Below are 21,709 nucleotides of genomic sequence, written 5' to 3'. Positions count from 1 at the left end.
ATACGCTGTCGATCGACAGCCCGGCTTCATCCTGGAAGCCGGGTGCTTTGCACACGCGCGCCGGAAGTTCTTCGAACTCGCCGATGTCGAGGGCGCCGCTCGGAAGAAGAGCCGCGGCGAGAAGGCATCGATCATTCACCCGATCGCGCTGGAGGTTGTACCAAAGCTCGACGCCCTGTTCGCGATCGAGCGCGACATCAATGGCAAGAACCCGGCCGAGCGTCTCGCTGTCCGTCGGGAGTTGGCGCGCAGTTCGCTAAAATCTCCCGCAACCACGATGTCGCCAAAGCCATCATCTACATACTGCGCCGCTGGAACGCGTTAACCCGCTTCCTCAACGATGGCAGGGTCTGCCTCTCGAACAACGCTGCCGAAAGGTCGCTGCGCTGCGTGCCCCTCGGGCGTAAGTCGTGGCTATTTTCCGGTTCTGACCGCAGCGGCCAGCGCGCGGCGATCGCCTCCTGCATTGGAATTGGTGCACCAATCTGCACGAAATCGCAGCCTGTTCGAACCGCGTCACGGCCTTCGGCGTATGCTTACTGTAGTTCTACTGAGAAGTAAATTGAAGCGTAATTAACATTGATCCTTCATGCTTCTGCTATGACAAAAGAGAGAGCTGAGCGCACTATGCAGATTAAATTCGGAAGAACCGCGCTGCGTCGGTCATGATTGCTACCGCTTCAGGTTGCTTGGCACTTTTGTGCATCATCGGCTGGCCATTTTTCAGTAATTATCGAACTGTGGTCAAAATCCAGAGCGTGGGTGCTGCCGCATTCACGCTCTATTTTCTTACGCTAGGTTCTCCCACAGCTGCGATGGCGTGCCTCATTTCATGCTCACAACTCCTCATCTCTGCATCGGTGCGAGATCGCTACGTGGTCACAAGGCTCTATGGAGCGAGTTTCATTTTGTTGGTCTTTCTTTCTGTTGTGACGTGACATGGCATCCCGTCCGCTCTGGCGCTTACCGGCAGCTCGTTGGGCAGCCTTGCGCGATTGCAAACCTCGACTTCGCGAATGAAGGGTCTGTTTCTCGTTGGCGCACCGTTCTGGCTCGCCCATAATCTAATGGTCGGAGCCGTCTTTGCATTGGGTACGGATCTGGTCTCATTGGCTTCGAACTTGGCGAGCTTAGCGAAATTTCTTGTGCGGCGGGGCGCTTCAGCGCGTGCGTCAAACCTAATCCCGTCGATAACCGAACCTGTCTCGATCTTAGCTTGATTCGGATACCCACGGCCTGGTCGTCGTGAACTTGCCAGGGTGAATGTGTTCGACGCGCGCTCAAGCGGCTCGTCCCGTTGCGTCTCATGGATTGTCTGATCGCAGTTCATTGCGCAATCTTGGCGAACGGGCTCAAAGTACGCTGCGCGCCGGTGGTGTAAAAACCGATCATTGCTTGGGCCACAGAGTCACGAAGCGCCAAATTATCTTTGCGAAATGATCGCTCAATGCACCTTGACCATACCGACGCCCTTGATGTTGTTGAACGAGTCGGTCTGGTGACAGCTGAAGCACTGATCAACGCGCGCCCGTTTTTCGCCGCTGATCATCTTGTCCATCATCTCGAAGTGCATCATGTAATGGCTCGGCGGTGCCTTGTGACATTGTGAGCATTCGGTCGATTTCGGACTTGGATGCAAGAAGCCGCTGATTTTCCAGCTTGCCGTAGTGTGGCAGCTTGCGCACTCAGGTCCAAAGAATCCCTTATGGATATCCCGAGGCGTGTGGCAGGATTGGCAGTCGAGTTTTGCAACTTGCCCTGTAGCGCGCTTCGCAATCTTCTCGAGGACCAGGTGATCCATCCTGACCGGACGAAGAGTGCGGCCCTGATGCTCGATGTGGCAACCCCCGCACTCCTTTAGGTTGGCGTGGAAGGCGGTCGCGGGTTTCATCAGGAGTTCAGGCGCAGAGGCGTGGCATGCGATACAGGTTTCGGCCTTGATGCCCTGGTTGGGAGTATGGCAGCTCTCGCATTTGCCTTCGAGCAATGCGTGGGCGCTCGACAAGGGCCCGGGACGGACTGCCGATGACCATTGGGGTAGCGCAGTGCTTCCCGAACGGTAGACTGTGAAGGGGACCACGATGGCTGCGAGCAGCGCGATCGTCGCAAGCACCAGGTAAAGGATTGTGGTTCGCTTCACGGCAGCCACCGAAGGCCGTAATAGTAGCCGCCCCAAATGTGCAATGCCATCAGGCCATACATCACAATCGCAACCGCGACATGGAACACCGTCCACCGCGCGAGGGTGCGCTTGATCGCATCCCGTGCCATTATTGTAAATTCGAGATCCGAAATGGCACCGAGCAGATGATCGAGACTAAGTCCTGACGGGTCGATGACGCTTTCGCGATTCCAGACTACGGAAACTGTGGCCAACCCATCGTAGCGGTCGCGAAGCAGCTTGAGCTCTTTTTGCTGAAGCCGGAGATCCTGGCTGACCTGCGCAAGATAATATCGCCCGATGAATCCGCTCGCGACGACCGCGAGCATCGATATCACAAGGCTCACACCGAGCGGACTCTGAAACTTGTGGCCGGAGTGAATGATGCCGAGCAATGCCCCGATTGCGCCGGCGTAGACGTGAAACCCCATTAGCGCCCCAAGCGAGATGGAGCCTTTGGTCCGCTCCTTGATCCAGGCCTGCCGCTTCACCGCCGTGTAGGACAGCAGGAGCAGGAACAGAAGCGCGGCGGCGATCCCGAACATGCTCCCGGCAAGGCTGCCCGGGAAGCGGGGCGCGGAATGGATAAGAAATCCGGGGACGATCAGCGTTAGCACACTGACCAGGCCTCCGACCGTGATTTTTTCGGTTTCGGTCATCAGGCCTCCACCACCAGGTCACCGGTCGATTTTGCCTGACAGGCGAGGATGATTCCCGCTGCCTTCTCATCCGCGGCGAGCGCGTCCTCGACCTCCATGGTTGCCTGACCCTGGCGGAGTGGCACTTTGCACCGACCGCAGGTGCCAGCTCGGCAATCATAATCAATCGCTACGCCAATCGCCTCGGCGGCTTCGAGCACCGACTGGTCCGGCGCGAGGGGGCCTGCCTTGCCGGACTTTGAGAATGTGATGGTGGCGTGTGCAGACGGGATCGGCACGGCCTGATCAGCGGTGAATGCCGGTGTCGCAACAGGTTCCGAGGGTTCGGCTTCCATGACTGGGCCACCCTTGAGCGGAGCGAACTCTTCGGTTTTAACCTGGTCTGATGGGACTTGGAGCTGCGCGAGCGCTTCTTTCACTGCAGCCATCATGGGGGGTGGGCCGCACAAGTGGACTCGTCGTTTCGCAATGTCGGGTACCGAGGCCGCTATGAAATCTGCCGTCATGTAGCCCACCTGGCCTTGCCAATCGGTGCCTTCGGCTTTGGCGACGGTATACGCGACGTGAAGCTTGGGATGGCGACGTGCCAGATGATCGCACTCATCGCGGAAAATGAGATCTTCTGGTGTATTCACGCCGTAAAGTAGAAAAATGTCGTGCTCGTAGGACCGGTCTGTGAGACTTCGCAGAACGCTCATCATTGGCGTGATGCCAACGCCGCCGGCGATCAGAACGATGCCGTCGGCTTCCTTCCCCGTGAAGAAGAACCTGCCGGCGGGGGCAGATATTTCAAGGAGATCGCCGGTATCGGCATGATCGTGAAGATGACGCGACTCCAGGCCATATTGTTCACGCTTGATCGTGAGTTCGATATAGTCGCGCTGGGTGGGGGATGATGAGATCGTGTAGGATCGACGGACCTTCTGTCCGTCGATTTCCGAAGTGATTGTTGCGTATTGCCCCGGCAGGAAAGTGAACGGGATGGGACCGCCGTTCGCCTCCATTAAGCGGAACGTTTTCACGTTCGGCGTTTCGTCGAAGATCGCCTTGATGCGCAGCACCCCCTTCCAAGGGCGTTGAGCGGGCGGCGGAGCATTAGTCTCGGCAGACACCTGTGGGACGCCCGCGAGAACAGCGGGCTGTGCCATTGCCGTGGGTGCAGCCGGAGCGCCAATTGCAGTTTGTGCTGTGGGCGACCCTGGCATCAGTCGCTCGACAAGGCTCGCGATGCGACGAAGCCGAGCCTGCCGCAAGAGCAGGGCGGCAAGGAGTGCCGCCGCGAGCAGTACCATTCCAATGATGTGCCACCAGGAAAGGCCGCTATCCGTCGCCATTTGTTCAGCTCCGCCTATTCCATTTTGGTTCTTGAACCATGTGAGAGCGATCTCGCGGGGTGCCTTGCCTTCCTCCAGTCCCTTGAGGGCGCTCACGCCGCTGTCGGCTTGGGCAAGGCCTTCGCGAGCCCCCTTGATGGCGTCACCGGCAGCTACGAAGTCGTTGGACGCAAGCGCGTGATGGAGTCGGGATTGCTCGGCAGTCAGCACTTCGGTCCCCGAGCCGAGGCGCTTTAGCGCTTCGGCTCGAACGGCCCGCCGCGCTTCGTCGGTCAGCGCTGGCCATTGCATCAGCGAGGGGTAGAAGGGTTTGGCACCCATTGGCCCGCAACAGCCGGAGGGCGCGGCTGTGCCACCCATACCTCCCGGCCCGGCAGATCCGGCCGACGGTGACATCATCTGCTTCATCATGGCGGCCATTGGGTCAGTGCCCGAGCCTCCCATGGGTTGTGTTGCAGGCATGTCGGTGCCGCTGGCTGCGGCAGGCATGGCTGGAGCTGCCCCGCCTCCGCCTGGATGATGCGAAGCGTGCTCGTCAGCGGTTTGCGCCACGACCGACGGTGATGTGAGCATCACCGTCAGTGCGATCAGAACCCGGTAGCCAATCCGACTCCAGAGAGTTCGGTGAGTAGTGATTTGATGGAGCGGACGCTTCATGCTGATACTCTTACATATCGTCCTGCATGGGCATTGGCTTGTCGGCGGGCATCGGTGCAGGCTTTGCGGCGGCCGGCTTGGCGTGCCTGCGATGTCTGGGGCTGTGCTTCGACCTTCCCATAGTTTTCATCTTCTTGGCGCAGCATCCTGACTTGTCCTGTGCCATAACGGGTTTAGGCATTTGCATGCCGCCTTGCATGCCGGGCATCGCGTCATGACCTTCCATCATCCCACCGGACGGCATTGCACTGCCGTTGGGAGACATGGGGGGCTGGGTTGAGGCCTGTCCTGTTCCTTGGCTCTGGGCCGCAGCAAGGCTGGGAGACAGAAGAACGCCGCCTATCAATGCCAGCGAATAAAGATAGGAAGTGCGACTTTTCATCATGATCTTTCCTCCGTTGAAAAACGACCGGCGATAATTTGGCGAGCCGCGATGCCCCTGATGGACGACTCCTCAAACTGGCTGATATACGTAGTGTCCGTGAACCCAAAAAAGTGGGGCACGGAGCGGCCGATGGATGCGCGCTGGCGGTAGAGCGACGACTGTGTGATTGGGTGCATGTGCTAAAACCGAACTGTTATTCAGTCATCGCGGTGGACTCCTGTTGCCCTTTGCCAAGGCCAACGGCCCTTAATCTCAACTTCAAGAGAGAAGCTCAGAAATGTCCTTATAAGCACAATGCCCGCAAGAACGGCCAAACTGTTCAGCGTTGGCTGAATAGCTATGGTATTGATTATGTCCGCTGCAACCAGGAATTCGAGACCCAAGAGGATGGCTTCCCCCAGATTTGAGCGGAAACTTCCAACAGAACCTTCATCGGTCAAGCCCTTTGCCGCTGTCAGTAGGAATCTGAGAAGCGAGTAACCCGCACCGACGACAATGATCGCCGTACCCGTGATTTCTATCGCACGCGTGATCCAGTGGATAGCCTCGATGAGAATGCTGTCCATCAAACTACCCCCCCGTTACCACCGGCATTGCCGGGCCATTTAGGTTATAACTTTCCGTCTAGGAACGAGTTTTTCTTCTCAAATCGAGATATAATGCTCATGCAGGGATCAAGGGCATCGGTGCATTACATGCCGGACCCTTCGTCCGGTAATGGCAACAATCCGTTTGGGGCTATGTTCAATTATATCCATGCGCTTCGTTAACGGCCCTGCAATTGATCCCTTCGGCAATGCCAATGAGTAGAATAACGTGTTCCCTCGCAGGACCCATTTGCCATCACCCTGCGCTGTGAAATCGGGCAGCATAATCTCACTGTAGCTTCCGTCGGACATGAATATCCATGCGTTGCCAACCTTGCACTCAGAGCGTCCATTGAATGCCCAGACACCTTCCATGTCGATTTTGGCATTTTCTGGCGTTTCGTTCCTGATTTTTGCCATCAGGGGACTGATTGAGCTTCCGGCCAGGAGAAAGACCACTAGAGTTTGCCGCATTAGGAGAGGCGTGGGTGTTGACAAATTTGTGTGGCTACGCACATTCCAGATGGCTAGGCGACGCCCGAGAATACTGAAATGCACAAGCTTTTGGGCCCACATGACGCAAGTGCGCCGCCCAAATGCTTCAAAAAGCGGCAGAAGCAGAAACGAGCGAAGTCTGTTCATCATAATAGTGTGCCCATCGTTCACCAAAGGATCAGATCCTGGCTGGTTCTTGCTGAAATTCCACTCGCGCATGATTGCAATTGTTACAATTTCCAATATTATAACGTGATTTGAGTTTGATCCGCCAAGGCCTTTTATCTCCATGGGTCTAACCGCAGATTGCGCGGATGCATTCTCGAACTCTACGGCTTTGTGAAAGCAATGAGTGCGAGAAGAGCAGTGTTGGTCTCGGCAGGATCGCGTACAGCAATCGTGTCGATTCCCGCTTCGCGGACAGGATCATCGTTGCCGCCTGGATAGATTGCATCGCCGAAGAACAGCATGGCTGAAAAGGGAATGCCTGTATGTTCGGCAAGCTTGCGCATGCCGTAGGCCTTGTCGATGCCCTGGCGCGTGATGTCGATTGAGGTCGACCCGCCGATGTTCACGGACAGATCCGGCAGCATGCGGCGAAGTGACAACTGGAGCAGCTTGCGTTTGGCGAAGTCTGGATCCCAAGCCGTCTTGGCCGCAAGTGGCGCGAGCTGACCGAGCCCGGAAAAGGTGATCTGGCTGCCGCGGTCTTCCACCCGATCGCCCCAAATCTGCTTCTCGTGGAGTTGGTTTCCGTCAATAGCGGCATCAATCGCTTCGCCGATACGGCGGCGCTCATGGGGCGTGAAAATGTCAGCGTAAATCGCCTGCCAGCCATTGTCGAAACGATAGAGCTTGGTCCCAGTGGTCGGCAGGATGAACAGGTTCTGGAGAGCCGCGCTGCGGGGCAAGCGAGAGACGACCTGAGTCTCAAATTGCGGCCAGTCGCCTCCCGAGATCACCGCAACGGTTGCGACACCGAGCAATGCACTGAGTAACTCGGCAGTCGCCTGGCTGATCGGCTGTTTGCTCTCGGCAAGCGTGCCGTCGAGGTCGAAAGCGATGAGGCGCTTCATCTGAGAAATCCTATCGGAAGCCTGCCCGACGCGGGCAGTGGTGGTCGCTTGGGCGTTTTCCTCGTCATCGGGAATAGCCCATTCGGTGCGGGCCAAACGAATTCCGTGTTCCATGGTCCGCGGAACGGCCGAGCTCAGCTCCCTCCGGTCGCGTGAAATGTGCCCAGCACGACGATTGAACCAGAGGCGGCCGGTGGCTCACCTTACGACCTTGGCCAAGATGAACGAGTCGATGGCATGGGCAACGCCATCCTTTTCGTTCGAAAGGGTCACTAGGCTTGCGGCCGTGCGGACGGCAGCCGGTGCTTGCCCCATCGCGATCGACAGGCCGGCACGCGCAAACATCGGCATATCGTTGCGTTGGTCACCGATTACAGCGACGTCGTCGAGCGGCACTCCAGCTGCACCAGCCAATGCAGAAAGGCCATCGCCCTTGTTGGCACCGGGCGCCGTGATGTCGAGATAGTAGGGTTGGGAACGGCCGACCGTTGCCGCCGCGCCAAGTGCGGATGAAATTTCTTTGTCGAGGCGGGCCAGAAGCTCGCGGTCGCCGCTGACTCCAACGATCTTGTCAACCCGTGCCAGCAATCCGTTAAAATGGCTCCGGAGCACTGGTTCAATGTTGGCGGCATGCCGTTCAAGAGGGACGTAGACCTCGTCGATCGTTTGGGCAAACCAATGGCCGTCGGCGAACAACCACAGGGTGACCGCTGGGTGGTCCAATAAGGCAATCGCCCGCGCCGCACAGTTTGGCTCGATATGCTCAGCCAATACTATCTTTCCGTCGGGGCGCATGACTGTTCCTCCGTTGAATGCGCCCATGACATCGGAGATTTGCAGCCTTTTCGCGATCCACAACATGCCGCTTGGGGGACGGGCGCTGATCAGGCTCATTGCAAGACCAGCGTTCCGGACCCGTTCGACTGCGGCGATCACGCCGTCCGACAGGCTTTTGTCATCGCGGACCAGCGTACCGTCGATGTCACACACAAGGAGGCGTATGCGCCCGCTCATCCCAGACGGTGCCAGCGCCGGTGCGCGCGATGCATCAGCGCGTCGGCGCTTTCGGGGCCGGCGCTGCCTGCAGGATATTCCTCGGGCGAACCCTGCTGCCACATTTCGAGCAGCGGTTGCACCGCGCGCCATCCGGCTTCGATCTGGTCGGCCCGCTGGAAAAGCGTCTGGTCGCCAGTCAGCACATCATAGAGCAGTGTCTCGTAGCCAGTCTGATGTTGGAGCTCAAAATGGTCTGCATAGCTGAAATCCATGCTGACCGGCGCCGTGTTCACTGCGGGGCCTGGCTGTTTGACCACGAATTCGAGGCTGATTGCCTCGTCAGGCTGGATTTGGATGACGAGCCGGTTAGGCGGGAGCCGGTCGACCACCGTCTCCCTGAAAAGAGAGAGCGGTACATCCCGAAACTGGATCACGATCTCGGTATCGCGCGCCGCCAGCGCCTTGCCCGTGCGCAGGTAGAAAGGGACCCCCGTCCAACGCCAGGTTTCGACGTGTACCTTCATTGCGACGAATGTCTCGGTTCGACTGAGTGGATCGACAGCGGGCTCCGTGAGGTAGGCAGAAACTGGTTCGCCCGCGACCGCGCCGGTGCCATATCGGCCGCGAATGGCCTCCTGGGGGTCGATCGGGCAAATAGCACAGATGACCTTCGCTTTCTCGGTGCGGATCGCCGCAGCATCGAAACTTACCGGCGGCTCCATGCCGATCATGGCGAGAAGCTGAAACAGATGGTTGGGCACCATGTCACGCAGCGCGCCGGTGGCATCGTAGAACTTGCCACGGCTGCCGATGGTTACGGCTTCTGCGGCCGTGATCTGGACGTGATCGATGTAACGGTTGTTCCAGACAGATTCGAGCAAGGTGTTGCCGAAGCGCGCTACCATGATGTTCTGGACCGTTTCCTTGCCGAGGAAATGGTCGATCCGGTAGATCTGGTCCTCTTTGGCGCGGGCAAGGACCTGGCGGTTGAGCGCCTGTGCGGTAGTGAGATCGGTGCCAAACGGCTTTTCGATTACCACCCGCCGAAAGCCCCGGGATTCGTCGAGCAGACCCGCATCACCTAAAGCATCGACGATGGGGCCGAAAAAGCCTGGACCAGTGGCGAGGTAGAAAACAGTGTTCCCCTTGAGCTCGCCCGCCAACGACGTGAACGTTTTTGAATCACGGAAGTCGCCCTTCCGGTAATGGACGTGGCTCCGGATGTTCTCCCAACTGGGCCTCTCTTTCAGGAAGTCATCGAGAGCGCGACGCAGCCCGTCGTCATCACAGTCATGATGACTAATGCCAAGCAGCTCGGTCTCAGGCGCCAGAAGCCCGGCTTCCGCGAGATTGACGAGCGCCGGGAAAAGCAGTCGACGTGTGAGATCACCCAACGCGCCGAAGATGACGAACGTCGCTGCCGGGGAGACCGGAGCCTTATTCATTGCGGCATTTCGACGTGCCCGCCGAACCCGAATCGCATCGCCGATAGCACCTGGTCGCCGAAAGTATGGTCGACCCGGCTGCGATAGCGGGCGAACAGCGCAGCGGACAGGACGTAGACGGGGACAGACTCCTCCATTGCCGCCTCGATCGTCCAGTGACCCTCTCCCGAGTCGGCGACTCGTCCGGAAAATTGGCTGAGCATCTGGTCATTCGCCAGCGCATCGGCAGTCAGATCGAGCAGCCAAGAGGAGATGACGCTGCCACGCCGCCACACTTCGGCTATGTCGGTCAGATTGAGGTCGAAGCGCTCATCCTCCGGCAGCTTGTCCGACTTTTTGCTCTTGAGAATATCGAAACCCTCAGCGTAAGCCTGCATCAGCCCGTACTCGATGCCATTATGGATCATCTTGACGAAGTGGCCTGCACCTGCCGGCCCTGCGTGGATGTATCCCTGCTCGGCGCGCGGATCTTCGCCCTCTTGCTCCATACGGTTGGCGGTACGCGGGATCGTTCCGAGCCCCGGCGCCAGCGCTGCGAAGATCGGGTCAAGCAGATCGACTATCGCCTTGTCCCCGCCGACCATCATGCAATAGCCGCGCTCCAGTCCCCAGACCCCGCCGGATGTGCCGACGTCCACATAATGGATGTTCATCTCTCGCAGGGAACGTGCCCGTCGGATGTCATCCTTGTAAAAACTGTTGCCGCCATCGATGATTATGTCGCCCGGCCTGGCGAGGCCCTTGAGCGTCTCAATCGTGTCCTCGGTAGGCGAGCCGGCGGGGAGCATCACCCAAAAGATGCGTGGTGATGTCAGCGCGTTGGCGGCGGCTTCCAACGACGAGGCCGCGATCGCACCCTCTGCGGCAAGGTCTTCGACGAGGGGGGGATTGCGGTCGAAGGCCACGACTTCATGTTCGCGGCGCATCAGTCGGCGCGCGATATTGGAGCCCATCCGCCCCAGACCAATGATTGCAATTCGCATAGAGTTAGGTTCCCTGATGGTCGCGTGCGGCAGCGACCACCGCTGCGCGCAACGCTTCGATGCCGCCGCCGTCCCCCTTTAAGTTGACACGCAGTACATGCCGACCGCGCGAGGCCAGAACGGCCATGTCACCGCGGGCCTGTGCAAGCTGGATCGTCCCGAAGCTCGCTTTGTGACCGGGGATGGCTAGATCGGCATCGGAATCGCGCGTGATGACCAAGAATGAGCCGCTCGCCGGGCCGCCTTTATAGACCTGCCCGGTCGAGTGGAGGTAGCGGGGTCCAAACCCGGCAACGGTCGCCACGGTGTTGGCATCGCGGAGCGCTTGGCGCATTGTCGTGACAGCCTTTTCATTGGCCTCGTTCCGCTCGATGTAGGCGAGAAGTCCCGCATATGTACCATGTGTTAGGCTAGCGAAGTGCAGTCGTAGCAACGCGACTGGATCGGCAGAGCGCGGGCCGTCATCATCCGAGGCATACACGGAAAAGTCGGCATTTTCTGCGATCGGTTTTTCCTGCCCGAGAGCGCCCGTCGCCTCGAACGAGTCGACCAGTGCGCGCGTCGCGATCTTGGCGTCCTCGACATCGGGTTGGTCGAACGGGTTGATGCCGATTACCGCACCGGCGATCGCGGTCGCGACCTCCCACCGGAAGAATTCCTGACCAATCAGGTCACGGCTAGCGACGTGGATCGTAACTAGCGGCTGGCCGGCGGCCACGAGTGCCTCGAGCTTCAATTCAAGTGCGTCGTCGTCGTCGCCCTGCAGGTGCAAATGGACGAACATCCGATCGTTCGCATAGCTTTCCGGTGAGCCGACGGGCTCCAGGTCGACGGGAACAACACCCTTTCCCTGCTTGCCTGTGGATTCGGCTATGAGCTGTTCCAGCCAGGCACCGAACGGCTCCAACCCCTTCGACGGCAGGATGGTAAGCTTGTCCCGCCCGGCCAATGCCGCCTCGCCGATAATCGCCCCAAGGCGCATGCCGGGGTTGTGTGTGGGAGGCACATCGGCACCGCATGCAGATATCATCGCCGCGGTCGCCGCATAGATGGCGCTTGTGTCGAGCCCCATTACGGCCGCGGGCACCATACCGAATGCCGATAGCACGGAGTAGCGCCCGCCAATGGCCGGGTCGCCGGCGACGATCATCGTGAAACCGTCCCGCTTGGCAGAAGCCTCAAGCTTTGAACCTGGATCAGTGACCGCGATAAAATGGTTGCCATCCTTGCCCGACAGTTCCCAGAAATAGGCGCGCAACAACTCTGGCTCCATGGTCGAGCCCGATTTGGATGAGACGATGAACAGGGTGTTTGCTGGATTTATCTCGGCCGCCACTGCCGCAATCTGGTCTGGATCCGTGGTGTCGAGCACGTGGAAGCGTGGATGGGTTTGGCGGCTGCCCAGGATCAGCGATAGCACTTCCGGACCGAGGCTCGACCCACCCATGCCGAGCAGGACCGCGTCCTTATAGCCTCTGGCCTTTGTGGTTAGTGACTTCAGCGCATCGCCATCGACCTGCTGACCCCGAGCCGCCGCGAGCCAACCGAGCCAGTTGGCTTCCCCCCGGTCGGTCCACAGCGTCGCATCATGCTGCCACAGACGGCGCACCCAGCCGTCCACACGCGCCGACTCCAAACGGGCCTCGACCGCCTGTCGGAGCCCCTCGGGAAGGGTGACTTCCATTCCGTTCTGGCGGTCGCCCAGATATGCCTCGCGCTTGGCCGCGACGCCGCCAAGCAGCGCGTCGGCGGCGTCTGCGAACAGTCTCACGCCTTCTTCGACGAGGCCGGTGGTGACAACGTCCAACGCCAGGCCGAGCCGTCGCGCCTCTGCGAGGACGTGACGGGCATCGTCAAGCTGCTGGGTCAGGGTCAGTTGAATGGTGCCGTGGTCGCGGAAGGCATCCATCGTCTTGGGCGGTATCGTGGTGATCGTGTCCGGGCCGATCAGCGCGTCGACATAAAGCGTGTCCGGGTAGGCGGGATCCTTGGCCCCGGTTGAAGCCCACAGCAGTCGCTGCGGCATTGCGCCTTTTGCAGCGAGGGCTTGCCAGCGAGCGCTGGCAATCATGTCCTCGTACCAAACGTAAGCCAACTTGGCGTTGGCGATCGCAACTTTTCCTCGGATGGCGAGCAACGCGTCGCTCTCGGCATCGCCGGCTTTCACCCGTTCGTCGATTGCCTTGTCAATTTGCGCATCGATGCGGCTAACAAAGAAACTGGCGACGCTCGCCACCCTGTCAATCGGTTCGCCAGCCTCTGCCCGTGCCTCGAGTCCATCCAGATAAGCTTCGGCAACCAACTGATAAGCTTTGAGCGAGAAAAGCAAGGTCACGTTGATATTGAGCCCATCCCTGATCAACGGAGCGATCGCGCGGACGCCGGCTTTTGTGCCGGGCACCTTCACCATCAGGTTGGGCTCATTCACAGCCGCCCACAGGCGCCTTGCTTCCTCAGCCGTGACATCGGTGTCGTTCGCGACATAGGGCGAAATCTCGAGGCTGACGTAGCCGTCTTTGCCGTCGAGCCGGTCATATACTTCGCGCAGATCGGTCGCGGCCGCCTTGATGTCCGCGATAGCCTGGCTTTCGTAAATATCCTGAACGCTTGCATCGGCATTACCGAGGAACGACTGAAATCCGGCATCATAGGTATCGCCGTGGCCCATCGCCTTTTCGAAGATCGACGGATTGGAGGTGACGCCAGTGAGGCCGTCCTCGCCGACAAGCTTGCGCAGCCCGCCATCGGCCAGGAACTTGCGGTCAACGAAGTCGAGCCACACTGCCTGGCCCATTTCGCGAAGCTCGTTCAAGCGGCTGGTCATTTGTAGCTCCTCTCGTTCGGGGCGTCCCAAATGGCGCTCATATTATTGTGAATGGCGCCTGATTTCTCACCAAGCTGAGCGTATTGGTCTGTCGTTCTGGCAGACATAGCGACCCAGGACAGTTGCCCCAGCTTCCCAGTTTTACGCACTCCTTGAGACCAGAAAGTTGTAAAGCGGTCCAAAGACGAGAGCGATGTACCAACCCCAGCCAAATGCCTCGCCAAGGCCGAGAAGAAAGGTCTTCCAACTCAGCAACTGGAACCCCGGCAGAAAAATGGCGAGGGCGGAATGCTGCACCGGAAGACCGGGCAGGAAAAGGTAACCCAAGATGCACAAAATGTAGCTCACCGAAAAGAACAGGCTCAGTGCCAACCCACTGGTGACAACCGGGATCAAAGCCGGCTGCTGGCGGTCATGCGGCATGGCGTGGTTCTCCTGATGGCTCGATATTGCCAGACGCCGCATAGAGCTGCGGGTTGGCTTCGAACTTGTCACGGCATGCCCCGGAGCAGAAATGCCATACATGGCCTCCGACCACGGCGGTCTTGGCACTAGCTGTGTCAACAGTCATGCCGCATACCGGATCGACTGTTTGTGCCGCTTTATGCTTTATGTCGCTGTCATTTCTGTGACGTCTATGGTGTCCCATGACATGGGCGCCGCAGCCGAATCGCATCATGAACATGAAGAGCAGGCCCCAGACGAGAAGGTATGCGACAGTTCCCACGACACGCTCCTCTCAATTGCTGCGCTAGCGACCGCTCAGACTGCGGTCGCTGTATCCAAGCTTCGGAACGAACCCAGGTACGCGCTCCATGTATTGTCTATATTGGTCGCCAAATTCGCGGATTGCATCACGCTCTTCATGGCGGGCGAGGCGCACATACATAACGACCAGAACTGGAAACATTGCGAGCGTTAGCAAGGTCGGCCACTGCAGCAGGAAGCCGAACATCACTGCGATGAACCCTGTATATTGGGGGTGCCGCATCCGTGCATAGAGACCGGTAGTGGCCAGTGCATGATGCTGTTGGGCGGAATGCAGAGCCTTCCAGCCAGATGAAATCAGCATAAAACCACCGCCAATGAAGACGAAGCTGGCAATATGGAATGGACCGAAATGCGGATTTACGCGCCACCCGAACATCATTTCGAGAAGGTGTCCGGCGTCATGTGAGAACCAATTGATCCCTGGAAAGCGCGATTGCAGCCAGCCTGACAAAATATAGATCGTCAGAGGGAATCCGTACATTTCTGCAAATAGCGCTACGAGAAAGGCGCTGAACGCACCAAAACTGCGCCAATCGCGCTTGGTTTCAGGCTTGAAGAAACTGAAAGCAAAGAAAATGAAGATCGCCGCGTTGACGAATGCTAGTCCCCAAAGGCCATAAGCCGGAGTGTCAGAGTGGGTCATTTCCTATCTCCACTGCTACGGTGATGCCCTTTGTGCATGAACAAGTGCATGATCGGGCAAATCAACAATATGGCGTACGGTAGAAAACCAAACAGGTGAGCACGATGCTCGGTCACAAGGTAATATCCACCGACGAGAAAAAACGTCAGGAACGCGAGTTTCTCGAACCACCAACGGCCATTCCGCACTGATTTCGGCGCAGCATTTTTCCTCTTATTGTCATTGCCGCAACAATCCATGGCACGTCCCGCATTTAATAGGAGTGGCCATGGTGGCTCGCTGACCTCAATCCCTCCATCCGTAAACACCACATTTTGACAAGCTTTTGGTCAGGTCCGACCGAGCGGGCTGGCGATAGCCTTGAGCCCCTTGAGACCCGAGCCGAAGCGCGCGATGGCATCCCGATGTCGAGCAAGTTCGCCGTACGGAAGGTAGGCAATATCCAGATCGCCGATGCGGCTGAATGCCGGGCGCTGGAGCTGCGCTCGCACGTCGCCTTCGCGCGCGTCAGGCGCGACCAGGAACAAGCCCGCCGTAGCGTGAAGGCTGTCGCCATTCAGCGCCAGGTCGAGCATGCGGACGATACCCGAATAGATCGACGTCGTATGCTCGACCTCGAAGGCGGCGGCGACAGACTGATTGGCCTCGTCGATCCATAAGACATCGATCAGACGAATGGCATCTGCTCCCGGACAAGTCACAAGGCCCGGGGGCAGTTGGTCCAGGCATCCCTTCGACAAAGGCGCATTTTGGTACAGGCGCCCCCTGTCATTGGCGGCTATCCAGACGCTAAACCCCAGGGACTTGCCAAGATCGCGCAGCCAGGCCTGGACCTCTGTATGCGTGCGGTCGCTCTCCTGGTTGGATAGCGACTGCTTGTTCAAGCTTTCGGCTTCGGCTCGTGCAATCAGCAGTCGTGCATTCCAGTCGGTGACGCTGGAGGCATCGGTCGTTTGGGGCGGCACTGGGTAGCGTCCTGAACCGACGTCAAACAGAACCCCGCCGATCGCGCCGAGATCGTTCGAAAGCAGATCGCGATAGCGGTCATTGAATTCGATGACCCCGCTTCGCATTGCGAGGAAGTGCGGCCAGCTCCCAAGCTTCACGTTTGCGTTTGCTAGGGCGTTATAACCCTTCACGATTGCTGTATTGAACGGCGGGATGAGCGTTGGGTGCAGAAAATAAAGCAGGTTGGCCACCGCAGGGCCCAGGCCCTTGATCTTCCTGCGGTCGATTGCGTGGATGTGGTTGATGATCGCATCAGCGGTGTCGCAACAGGCGCAGTTGGCGAGCAGTTGACCAAATGCTCTCTGGTTCGCGGCGTCTTCGTAGATATCGGGTATGCGTAGTTTGGGCTTCCAGAGGAAAGCGTGATCCGCGCCCCGAAAAATCTGTCGCTGTTCGGCAATCGAGTGAACGACCGTTTCCAGCGAGGAGTTGCGGTAGGTCACGCCAAATGTGCCTTGCTCGATCTCAGATACGACTTGTGCTATGCTGCGGCGAATTGAGCGGAAGTTCTTCAGGCGCTCCTCCCAGAGGAACCAACCCCTGTAAGTCGCACCGGGATCTTCGCGCCACTGCAGGATCAATTGGCGCACCAAGGCATTCGGAACGCAGGATTGATCATTCGTTTCGATTACTTGGCTCATGGCCGCAGGGATGCGATTGTGCCTTCGAAAGCGCAAGGAGTTTCCCACTCCCCGCCTTCATTGGTGATATAATTGCATCAGGCTATCCGTCTCACACAGCCGAGTTGGTTGACTGACATTTGGATCGGCGCCATTATGAAATGGTAAAGATCTGCCCGCAGGAGGAACACCTTGTTCATGATGGGACGGATCTATGAAAAAATACATTCCAATTGCAGCCATGATCACGATGGCTTTGGGGGCCTGTGCTTCTGTTCCCGCTACCTCGGCTGAGGTGGAAAGCTGCCGGAAGATGGAAAGTGATATGGGTCTCGGGACCCGGCATGACCATCAGGAGATGAAAGGCTTGGGGTTGAATCCCATGAACATATCGCATTCTCGGTGCATGGAAATCCTCGGCAGGACGCAATAGATTGCGCGCCCAAAGGATGGAAGCTTATCTGGAAACGATAAAGGTCCGCCACCCATCGAGGCGGCGGACCTTCGAAGCATAAGGTGCCAGCGATTACTTTCTCGAAGTTATCGCGGTATTCAGCAGCCGCCGCCGCCTGATTTCTTGGGAGCAGGCGAAGTCGTCGGCGCGGTCATGGGCATCTGCCCCCCCTGCATCATGTGTCCGCCTTTCATCATACTCCCTCCGGACATCATGCTCCCTCCGGACATCATGTGACCACCGGACATTTTATGTCCGCCCGTCTGGCCCGCCGAACGGTGCTGATGCCCTGCAGAGTGCTTGGGCTTCGGCTTTGCAGGATGTTTGTGAGCGGGCAAATCCTTCATGCCGGGGGGCATTTGATCGGCTAATGCCGGAGCGGTGCCGGAAGCCAGCAACCCCAGGGCGGCAATAATCATCGTTGTCTTGCGCATACAGCGGTCCTCTCCTTGGCAGCCTTGATTAGGCCAGCCTCAGGCCCCCTATGTCGCGATCTAGATTGGCGTCGATATACGTAGATAACGAATGCCTCGGCACCGCAGCGGAATCTCCTGCAGGTCGGGTAGGGCCGAGCAGGGGTTTAGCCAGCAATAGCCGGACTGAGCCCCTGGTCGATCAGGGTTGCCCATAGTGCCTCGGCGCTATCGGCATACGAAAACAAGTCGCGGTCTTCGCTGTCGATCATGCCGTTCTCGCTGAAAACATCCAAATTGATGGCGCTTTGCCAATAGTCTCGATCAAACAGGATGATAGGGACTTTGGGAGCCTTGCCGGTCTGCCGCAGTGTCAGAATTTCGAACATCTCGTCCAGGGTTCCAAATCCCCCTGGGAAGACCACCAGAGCACTGGCGCGCATGGCCAGATGCATCTTGCGGATCGCGAAATAGTGAAAACGGAATGTGAGTTCGGGCGTCGTGTAAGGATTTGGGACCTGTTCGCGAGGGAGCGTGATATTGAAGCCGATAGAAGGCGCGCAGACGTCATGGGCGCCGCGGTTGGCCGCCTCCATGATCCCTGGCCCTCCTCCTGTGGCGATCACGTTCATGCGTTTGCCACCATTGCGGGTCAGCGCGCCTCCCCGCTCGGAGGCGAGCCGGCCGAACTTGCGGGCTTCGTCATACCAGGCGCCCCTCCTGCCTGGCTGCGCCTCTCGGACGCGAGCACTCCCAAATACGACAATGGTTGAAAGGACGCCCCATTCGCGCAACGCTTCCTCCACCTTCTCGTATTCGAGCATGAAGCGAACTCCGCGCATGGAGTCCCCAAGAATGAAGTCCTGATCCAAGGCGGCGAGCCTGTAAGATGGCAAGTCCGCTGCGTTGTGGCTGGGGAAGCAATGCTCACAGGGATGTGGCGTTAGAGCGCTGCAGAAAGGGGTGTCATTTGAAGTCACATGTTTCCTCCCGTTCAAAGCATAAATCTTGTGATCATTGGTGTTTTTTTGGCTGCGTTCGCGAAACTGTCTCAGTGCTGGCGCGACGAATGCCGCGCCATATGTAAACATCACATGCTCCCGCCTGCGTCCCGTCTGCGATCATTACGTATGGCCGCAGACCAATCGGCTGGCCAATCCATGCAGAAATCCACAAGCGCGGGAGCGATGGCCATGCACGGGCACAAGAATCGACACCAAAAGGACAAAGCCCGGAGCCATTTCGTGCCGAGCGGGGCCCCTCATGCCACGTTTGAGGTTGAGCCAAGACCTGCTGGAGGAGGATTGGCGATCGGGTTCTTTGGGGCGAGCGGCACCGTCACCGGATCGCGCTATCTCCTCGAGGATGACAGCACGCGCTTGTTGGTGGATAGTGGACTGTTCCAGGGCGGTCGCGATTTACGCAACCTCAACTGGGCTCCCCCTCCGCCAGAAATTGCAGGGGTAGAGACGATCCTGCTGACGCACGCGCATCTCGATCATTCCGGTGCCATTCCGCGTTTGGTCCGTGATGGTTGGAGGGGCCGGGTTCTCACCACCCGGGCAACAGCCGAGCTTTGTGAACTACTTCTGCCGGACAGCGGCCACCTGCAAGAAAAGGATGCCCAGTTCGCAAACCGTCGAGGATATTCGCGGCATCGACCTGCGCTGCCACTATATACCCAGAACGATGCGTTGAATGCGCTGGAGCACTTTCAGGGCGTCAGATTCGATGAGTCCATCGAAGTTGCCCCGGGTGTTTCGGCCCGCTTCCACCGCGCCGGGCATATTCTCGGAGCAGCTTCGATCGAGATCGACTGGAAAGGAACCAAGGTCGTCTTTTCGGGCGACCTTGGGCGTTATGACGACGCTGTGATGTTTGATCCCGCACCTCCGCCATTGGCTGACTTTCTAATCGTCGAGTCTACCTATGGCGATCGGGAGCATGACGCTGTTTCGCCTGAAGTAGCCTTGGGTGAGTGTATTGAGCGATGCGTAGCGCGTGGTGGGACGGTCGTAATCCCGGCCTTCGCGGTGGGTCGGGCCCAATCGCTCCTCTATTACCTGTCCCTCTTGAAGAAGGCCGGCCGCCTTCAGGGCGTGCCTGTCTACCTCGACAGCCCGATGGCAATCGACGCCAGCGGCATCATGTGCGCTAACTCAGGGGATCATCGCCTGTCGCATGATGAATGCAAAGCCGCGTGCGCCGTAGCGCACTATGTACGCGATGCCGAAGAGTCGAAGGCGCTGACGGCGGATAGCAATCCCAAGGTCATCATTTCGGCAAGTGGCATGGCGACTGGCGGACGTGTCCTTCACCACCTTGCACAGTTTGCCCCGGATCCGAAGAACCTGCTGCTTTTTGCAGGCTTCCAGGCAGCCGGCACCCGAGGCGCGGCGCTTGTCGCTGGCGCGACCTCGGTAAAGATTTATGGCGAGGTTGTGCCGGTTTTTGCCGAAGTAACCAATCTTTCGATGCTGTCGGCCCATGCTGATTGCAACGAGATCTTGCGTTGGCTTTCTGGCATGCCGCAAGCACCGAAAATGACGTTCGTCACGCACGGAGAGGCGAGTGCCTCTGCCAGTCTGGCCGAACGGATTCGGCACGAACTGGATTGGACATGTACCACGCCTGCTCTCGGAAGCTGGGGCGATCTCACCTCCCGCGCGCATGGCTCATGAAAATGTGACCATTACGTATGTTGAGCTTGGAGCTTGGTCCTTACTCCGGACTTTGAAGAACAGCTCTTCCCCATAAGGCCTGGGGGCGGCCTTAAAAAGTTCACGAAGGAGTCGAAGATGATCAAGAAGTCTCTCATGGTTGCGATTGCAGGCATATCGATGCTTGGAGCTGCACCGGTCCTCGCTCAGGGTATCGGCCACACCTGGTTCATGCGCGGTACTGTTGTCGCCGTCGACAAGACCGGCACTGTCGTCTGCATCGGCAAGGCCGATGGCGCGGAGGTTGGGCAGACCCTCGACGTGGTCCGTGCCGTCTACCATCCGGGGCCGAGCAAAGCGGGTACGGGCTATCACCGGCAAAATGTTGGCCACGTTCGCATCGACCACATTTTCGATGACCATTTTGCCCATGTCACTGTCGTCGACGGCCGTGTGGCAAAGAACGACATCGTCGAACTGGCTCGCAGCCACTGATCCCTCGTGGTCATGACCGACGCCTGAACGCGCTGCCGGAGCCTCCGCACGGAGGTGCCGGCAGTAGTCGTCGCTCGTGACAAGAACTGGAGGATTGCGTGGCCAAGTTTCACATGGCGGTGGCATTTGCAGCGTCCCTCTTTACAGCAAGCGCACCGGTAAGTGCACAGGGCATAGCTCACACCTGGTTCATGCGAGGATCGATTGTCGGAATTGACTATCGCGGGCCCGTTGTTTGCATTGGCCGTGTTGATGGAGCCGAAGCCGGGCAGGTACTCGAAGTTTATCGCCCAGCGCCCGTTTACTTGCGAAGGCGGGGGTCAAACCACTACCGCAAGAAATTGATCGCACATGTCGCAGTCGATCAGATTATAAATGACCACTACGCTCATGTAACGGTGATTGATGGAGAACCACGCAAGGGCGACATTGTAGAATTACAACGACACCATTGATCGGTCAGCGAAAGGCGCAGCGTTACCTGGCGACGACAATCCAAAGAAGGTGGCGATCGGCAAGGGTGAACCTCATTGGCTGCAGGTACAAATGAAGAATAAGCTTGGGCCTGTGGATTGGAGACGGATGCTATGGCCAATTTCAAGATTGGCGAACTCGCTGCTGCAGCGGAGGTGGGTCGCGACACGATCCGCTACTATGAAAGGCTTGGCCTTCTCCAGGCTTCCTCGCGAAGTCAGGCAGGATACCGCTTGTACAATGACGATGAACTCGCCCGTCTGAAATTCATTCGGTCGGTGCAGGATCTCGGTTTCACGCTCGAGCAGACGCGAGACCTGCTCGAAGCATCCGCAGCTGCTCCGTCGCGCGTCGAAGATTTGCTGGCTGTAACCCGCGGAAAACTGATCGCCGCAGAGAGCAACATCGGCCGCTTAAGGCAAGTTGAGCAGTTGCTTGCAGATCAATCAAGCGCTTCCCAAGCTTCCTGTTCGCAACCCCTCTGGATGAGGCTGAGAACCGAGAAGAGTTCTGCCGAGCACTTGAGCAGTGATTTGACAGAATGCCCAGTGGACCAACTCGTGTGAAAG

The 21,709-nt window shown here is 58.3% G+C and carries 23 protein-coding genes and 1 pseudogene; 6 read left to right on the top strand and 18 right to left on the bottom strand.

Annotated elements, in window-relative coordinates; translation table 11 throughout:
* Position 1 precedes the first annotated feature (1 nt).
* Together NDB2M1_RS23360 and NDB2M1_RS23440 are read left to right on the top strand one after the other, a co-directional pair.
* Positions 2 to 561 (top strand): annotated as a pseudogene (locus tag NDB2M1_RS23360) (transposase); the annotation flags it as partial.
* 383 nt (positions 562 to 944) lie between these two features.
* Complete coding sequence (locus tag NDB2M1_RS23440) at positions 945 to 1,220, top strand: YgjV family protein (protein WP_371328220.1); 276 nt, start codon at positions 945 to 947, stop codon at positions 1,218 to 1,220.
* 224 nt (positions 1,221 to 1,444) lie between these two features.
* Here the strand turns inward: NDB2M1_RS23440 and NDB2M1_RS17540 are convergent, their stop codons facing one another.
* The 18 genes from NDB2M1_RS17540 to NDB2M1_RS17455 form a co-directional block, all read right to left on the bottom strand.
* On the bottom strand, positions 1,445 to 2,149 hold the full coding sequence (locus tag NDB2M1_RS17540) for a cytochrome c3 family protein (RefSeq protein ID WP_083554956.1): 705 nt from the start codon (positions 2,147 to 2,149) through the stop codon (positions 1,445 to 1,447).
* The gene (locus NDB2M1_RS17535) at positions 2,137 to 2,820 is read right to left on the bottom strand and encodes an iron reductase (RefSeq protein WP_216234060.1); all 684 of its coding nucleotides are present in this window, start codon (positions 2,818 to 2,820) and stop codon (positions 2,137 to 2,139) included. The genes NDB2M1_RS17540 and NDB2M1_RS17535 overlap by 13 nt, the downstream gene beginning before the upstream one ends.
* Positions 2,820 to 4,811: an FAD-binding oxidoreductase gene (locus NDB2M1_RS17530; protein ID WP_072384132.1), complete on the bottom strand. Its 1,992-nt coding sequence runs from the start codon at positions 4,809 to 4,811 to the stop codon at positions 2,820 to 2,822. The genes NDB2M1_RS17535 and NDB2M1_RS17530 overlap by 1 nt, the downstream gene beginning before the upstream one ends.
* 10 nt (positions 4,812 to 4,821) lie before the next feature.
* Positions 4,822 to 5,196 (bottom strand): hypothetical protein, encoded by a 375-nt coding sequence (locus NDB2M1_RS22210; RefSeq protein WP_139797578.1) that lies wholly within the window; start codon positions 5,194 to 5,196, stop codon positions 4,822 to 4,824.
* A 197-nt stretch (positions 5,197 to 5,393) separates the two neighbouring features.
* Positions 5,394 to 5,762: a DUF1622 domain-containing protein gene (locus NDB2M1_RS17515; protein WP_072384129.1), complete on the bottom strand. Its 369-nt coding sequence runs from the start codon at positions 5,760 to 5,762 to the stop codon at positions 5,394 to 5,396.
* Positions 5,763 to 5,870: 108 nt separating this feature from the next.
* Positions 5,871 to 6,497 carry a hypothetical protein gene (locus NDB2M1_RS22205; RefSeq protein WP_084280809.1) on the bottom strand — a complete coding sequence of 209 codons (627 nt, stop codon included), beginning with the start codon at positions 6,495 to 6,497 and terminating at the stop codon, positions 5,871 to 5,873.
* 110 nt (positions 6,498 to 6,607) lie between these two features.
* Positions 6,608 to 7,354: an HAD-IIB family hydrolase gene (locus NDB2M1_RS17510; RefSeq protein WP_072384128.1), complete on the bottom strand. Its 747-nt coding sequence runs from the start codon at positions 7,352 to 7,354 to the stop codon at positions 6,608 to 6,610.
* Positions 7,355 to 7,552: 198 nt separating this feature from the next.
* Positions 7,553 to 8,368, bottom strand: coding sequence for a Cof-type HAD-IIB family hydrolase (locus NDB2M1_RS17505; RefSeq protein WP_072384127.1), 816 nt, complete (start codon positions 8,366 to 8,368; stop codon positions 7,553 to 7,555).
* Positions 8,365 to 9,795, bottom strand: a complete 1,431-nt coding sequence (zwf, locus tag NDB2M1_RS17500; RefSeq protein ID WP_072384126.1) for a glucose-6-phosphate dehydrogenase — start codon at positions 9,793 to 9,795, stop codon at positions 8,365 to 8,367. Before zwf ends, NDB2M1_RS17505 begins: the two co-directional genes overlap by 4 nt.
* On the bottom strand, positions 9,792 to 10,778 hold the full coding sequence (gnd, locus tag NDB2M1_RS17495) for a phosphogluconate dehydrogenase (NAD(+)-dependent, decarboxylating) (RefSeq protein ID WP_083554955.1): 987 nt from the start codon (positions 10,776 to 10,778) through the stop codon (positions 9,792 to 9,794). Before gnd ends, zwf begins: the two co-directional genes overlap by 4 nt.
* Positions 10,779 to 10,782: 4 nt before the next feature.
* Complete coding sequence (locus NDB2M1_RS17490) at positions 10,783 to 13,602, bottom strand: bifunctional transaldolase/phosoglucose isomerase (protein WP_072384124.1); 2,820 nt, start codon at positions 13,600 to 13,602, stop codon at positions 10,783 to 10,785.
* Positions 13,603 to 13,743: 141 nt separating this feature from the next.
* Positions 13,744 to 14,025, bottom strand: coding sequence for a DUF5676 family membrane protein (locus tag NDB2M1_RS17485; protein WP_072384123.1), 282 nt, complete (start codon positions 14,023 to 14,025; stop codon positions 13,744 to 13,746).
* Positions 14,015 to 14,329: a YHS domain-containing protein gene (locus NDB2M1_RS17480; protein ID WP_124811412.1), complete on the bottom strand. Its 315-nt coding sequence runs from the start codon at positions 14,327 to 14,329 to the stop codon at positions 14,015 to 14,017. The genes NDB2M1_RS17485 and NDB2M1_RS17480 overlap by 11 nt, the downstream gene beginning before the upstream one ends.
* 24 nt (positions 14,330 to 14,353) lie before the next feature.
* Entirely contained in the window at positions 14,354 to 15,016 is a 663-nt protein-coding gene (locus tag NDB2M1_RS17475) for a methyltransferase family protein (protein WP_072384122.1), read from the bottom strand.
* Positions 15,013 to 15,255 (bottom strand): DUF2933 domain-containing protein, encoded by a 243-nt coding sequence (locus NDB2M1_RS17470; RefSeq protein ID WP_072384121.1) that lies wholly within the window; start codon positions 15,253 to 15,255, stop codon positions 15,013 to 15,015. The genes NDB2M1_RS17475 and NDB2M1_RS17470 overlap by 4 nt, the downstream gene beginning before the upstream one ends.
* 90 nt (positions 15,256 to 15,345) lie before the next feature.
* Entirely contained in the window at positions 15,346 to 16,665 is a 1,320-nt protein-coding gene (locus NDB2M1_RS17465) for a type II restriction endonuclease (RefSeq protein ID WP_072384120.1), read from the bottom strand.
* A gap of 531 nt (positions 16,666 to 17,196) precedes the next feature.
* The gene (locus NDB2M1_RS21830; RefSeq protein ID WP_143146824.1) at positions 17,197 to 17,532 is read right to left on the bottom strand and encodes a hypothetical protein; all 336 of its coding nucleotides are present in this window, start codon (positions 17,530 to 17,532) and stop codon (positions 17,197 to 17,199) included.
* A 146-nt stretch (positions 17,533 to 17,678) separates the two neighbouring features.
* Positions 17,679 to 18,602, bottom strand: coding sequence for an LOG family protein (locus NDB2M1_RS17455; protein ID WP_083554954.1), 924 nt, complete (start codon positions 18,600 to 18,602; stop codon positions 17,679 to 17,681).
* Positions 18,603 to 18,815: 213 nt separating this feature from the next.
* Between NDB2M1_RS17455 and NDB2M1_RS17450 the strand changes: the two genes are divergently transcribed.
* The 4 genes from NDB2M1_RS17450 to NDB2M1_RS17435 all read left to right on the top strand — a co-directional run bounded on the left by NDB2M1_RS17450 (position 18,816) and on the right by NDB2M1_RS17435 (position 21,706).
* Positions 18,816 to 20,192 (top strand): MBL fold metallo-hydrolase RNA specificity domain-containing protein, encoded by a 1,377-nt coding sequence (locus NDB2M1_RS17450; RefSeq protein WP_253185937.1) that lies wholly within the window; start codon positions 18,816 to 18,818, stop codon positions 20,190 to 20,192.
* Between the two features lie 117 nt (positions 20,193 to 20,309).
* On the top strand, positions 20,310 to 20,666 hold the full coding sequence (locus tag NDB2M1_RS17445) for a hypothetical protein (protein WP_171955439.1): 357 nt from the start codon (positions 20,310 to 20,312) through the stop codon (positions 20,664 to 20,666).
* A 98-nt stretch (positions 20,667 to 20,764) separates the two neighbouring features.
* Positions 20,765 to 21,121, top strand: coding sequence for a hypothetical protein (locus tag NDB2M1_RS17440; RefSeq protein ID WP_371328219.1), 357 nt, complete (start codon positions 20,765 to 20,767; stop codon positions 21,119 to 21,121).
* Between the two features lie 132 nt (positions 21,122 to 21,253).
* On the top strand, positions 21,254 to 21,706 hold the full coding sequence (locus tag NDB2M1_RS17435) for a MerR family transcriptional regulator (protein ID WP_072384116.1): 453 nt from the start codon (positions 21,254 to 21,256) through the stop codon (positions 21,704 to 21,706).
* The last annotated feature ends 3 nt before the right edge of the window (positions 21,707 to 21,709 follow it).

The sequence above is a fragment of the Novosphingobium sp. NDB2Meth1 genome, from assembly GCF_900117425.1.
In the GTDB taxonomy this organism is placed as follows: domain Bacteria; phylum Pseudomonadota; class Alphaproteobacteria; order Sphingomonadales; family Sphingomonadaceae; genus Novosphingobium.
The sequence above is the reverse complement of the archived record's forward strand: the minus strand, read 5'-3'. Positions and strand labels throughout refer to the sequence as shown.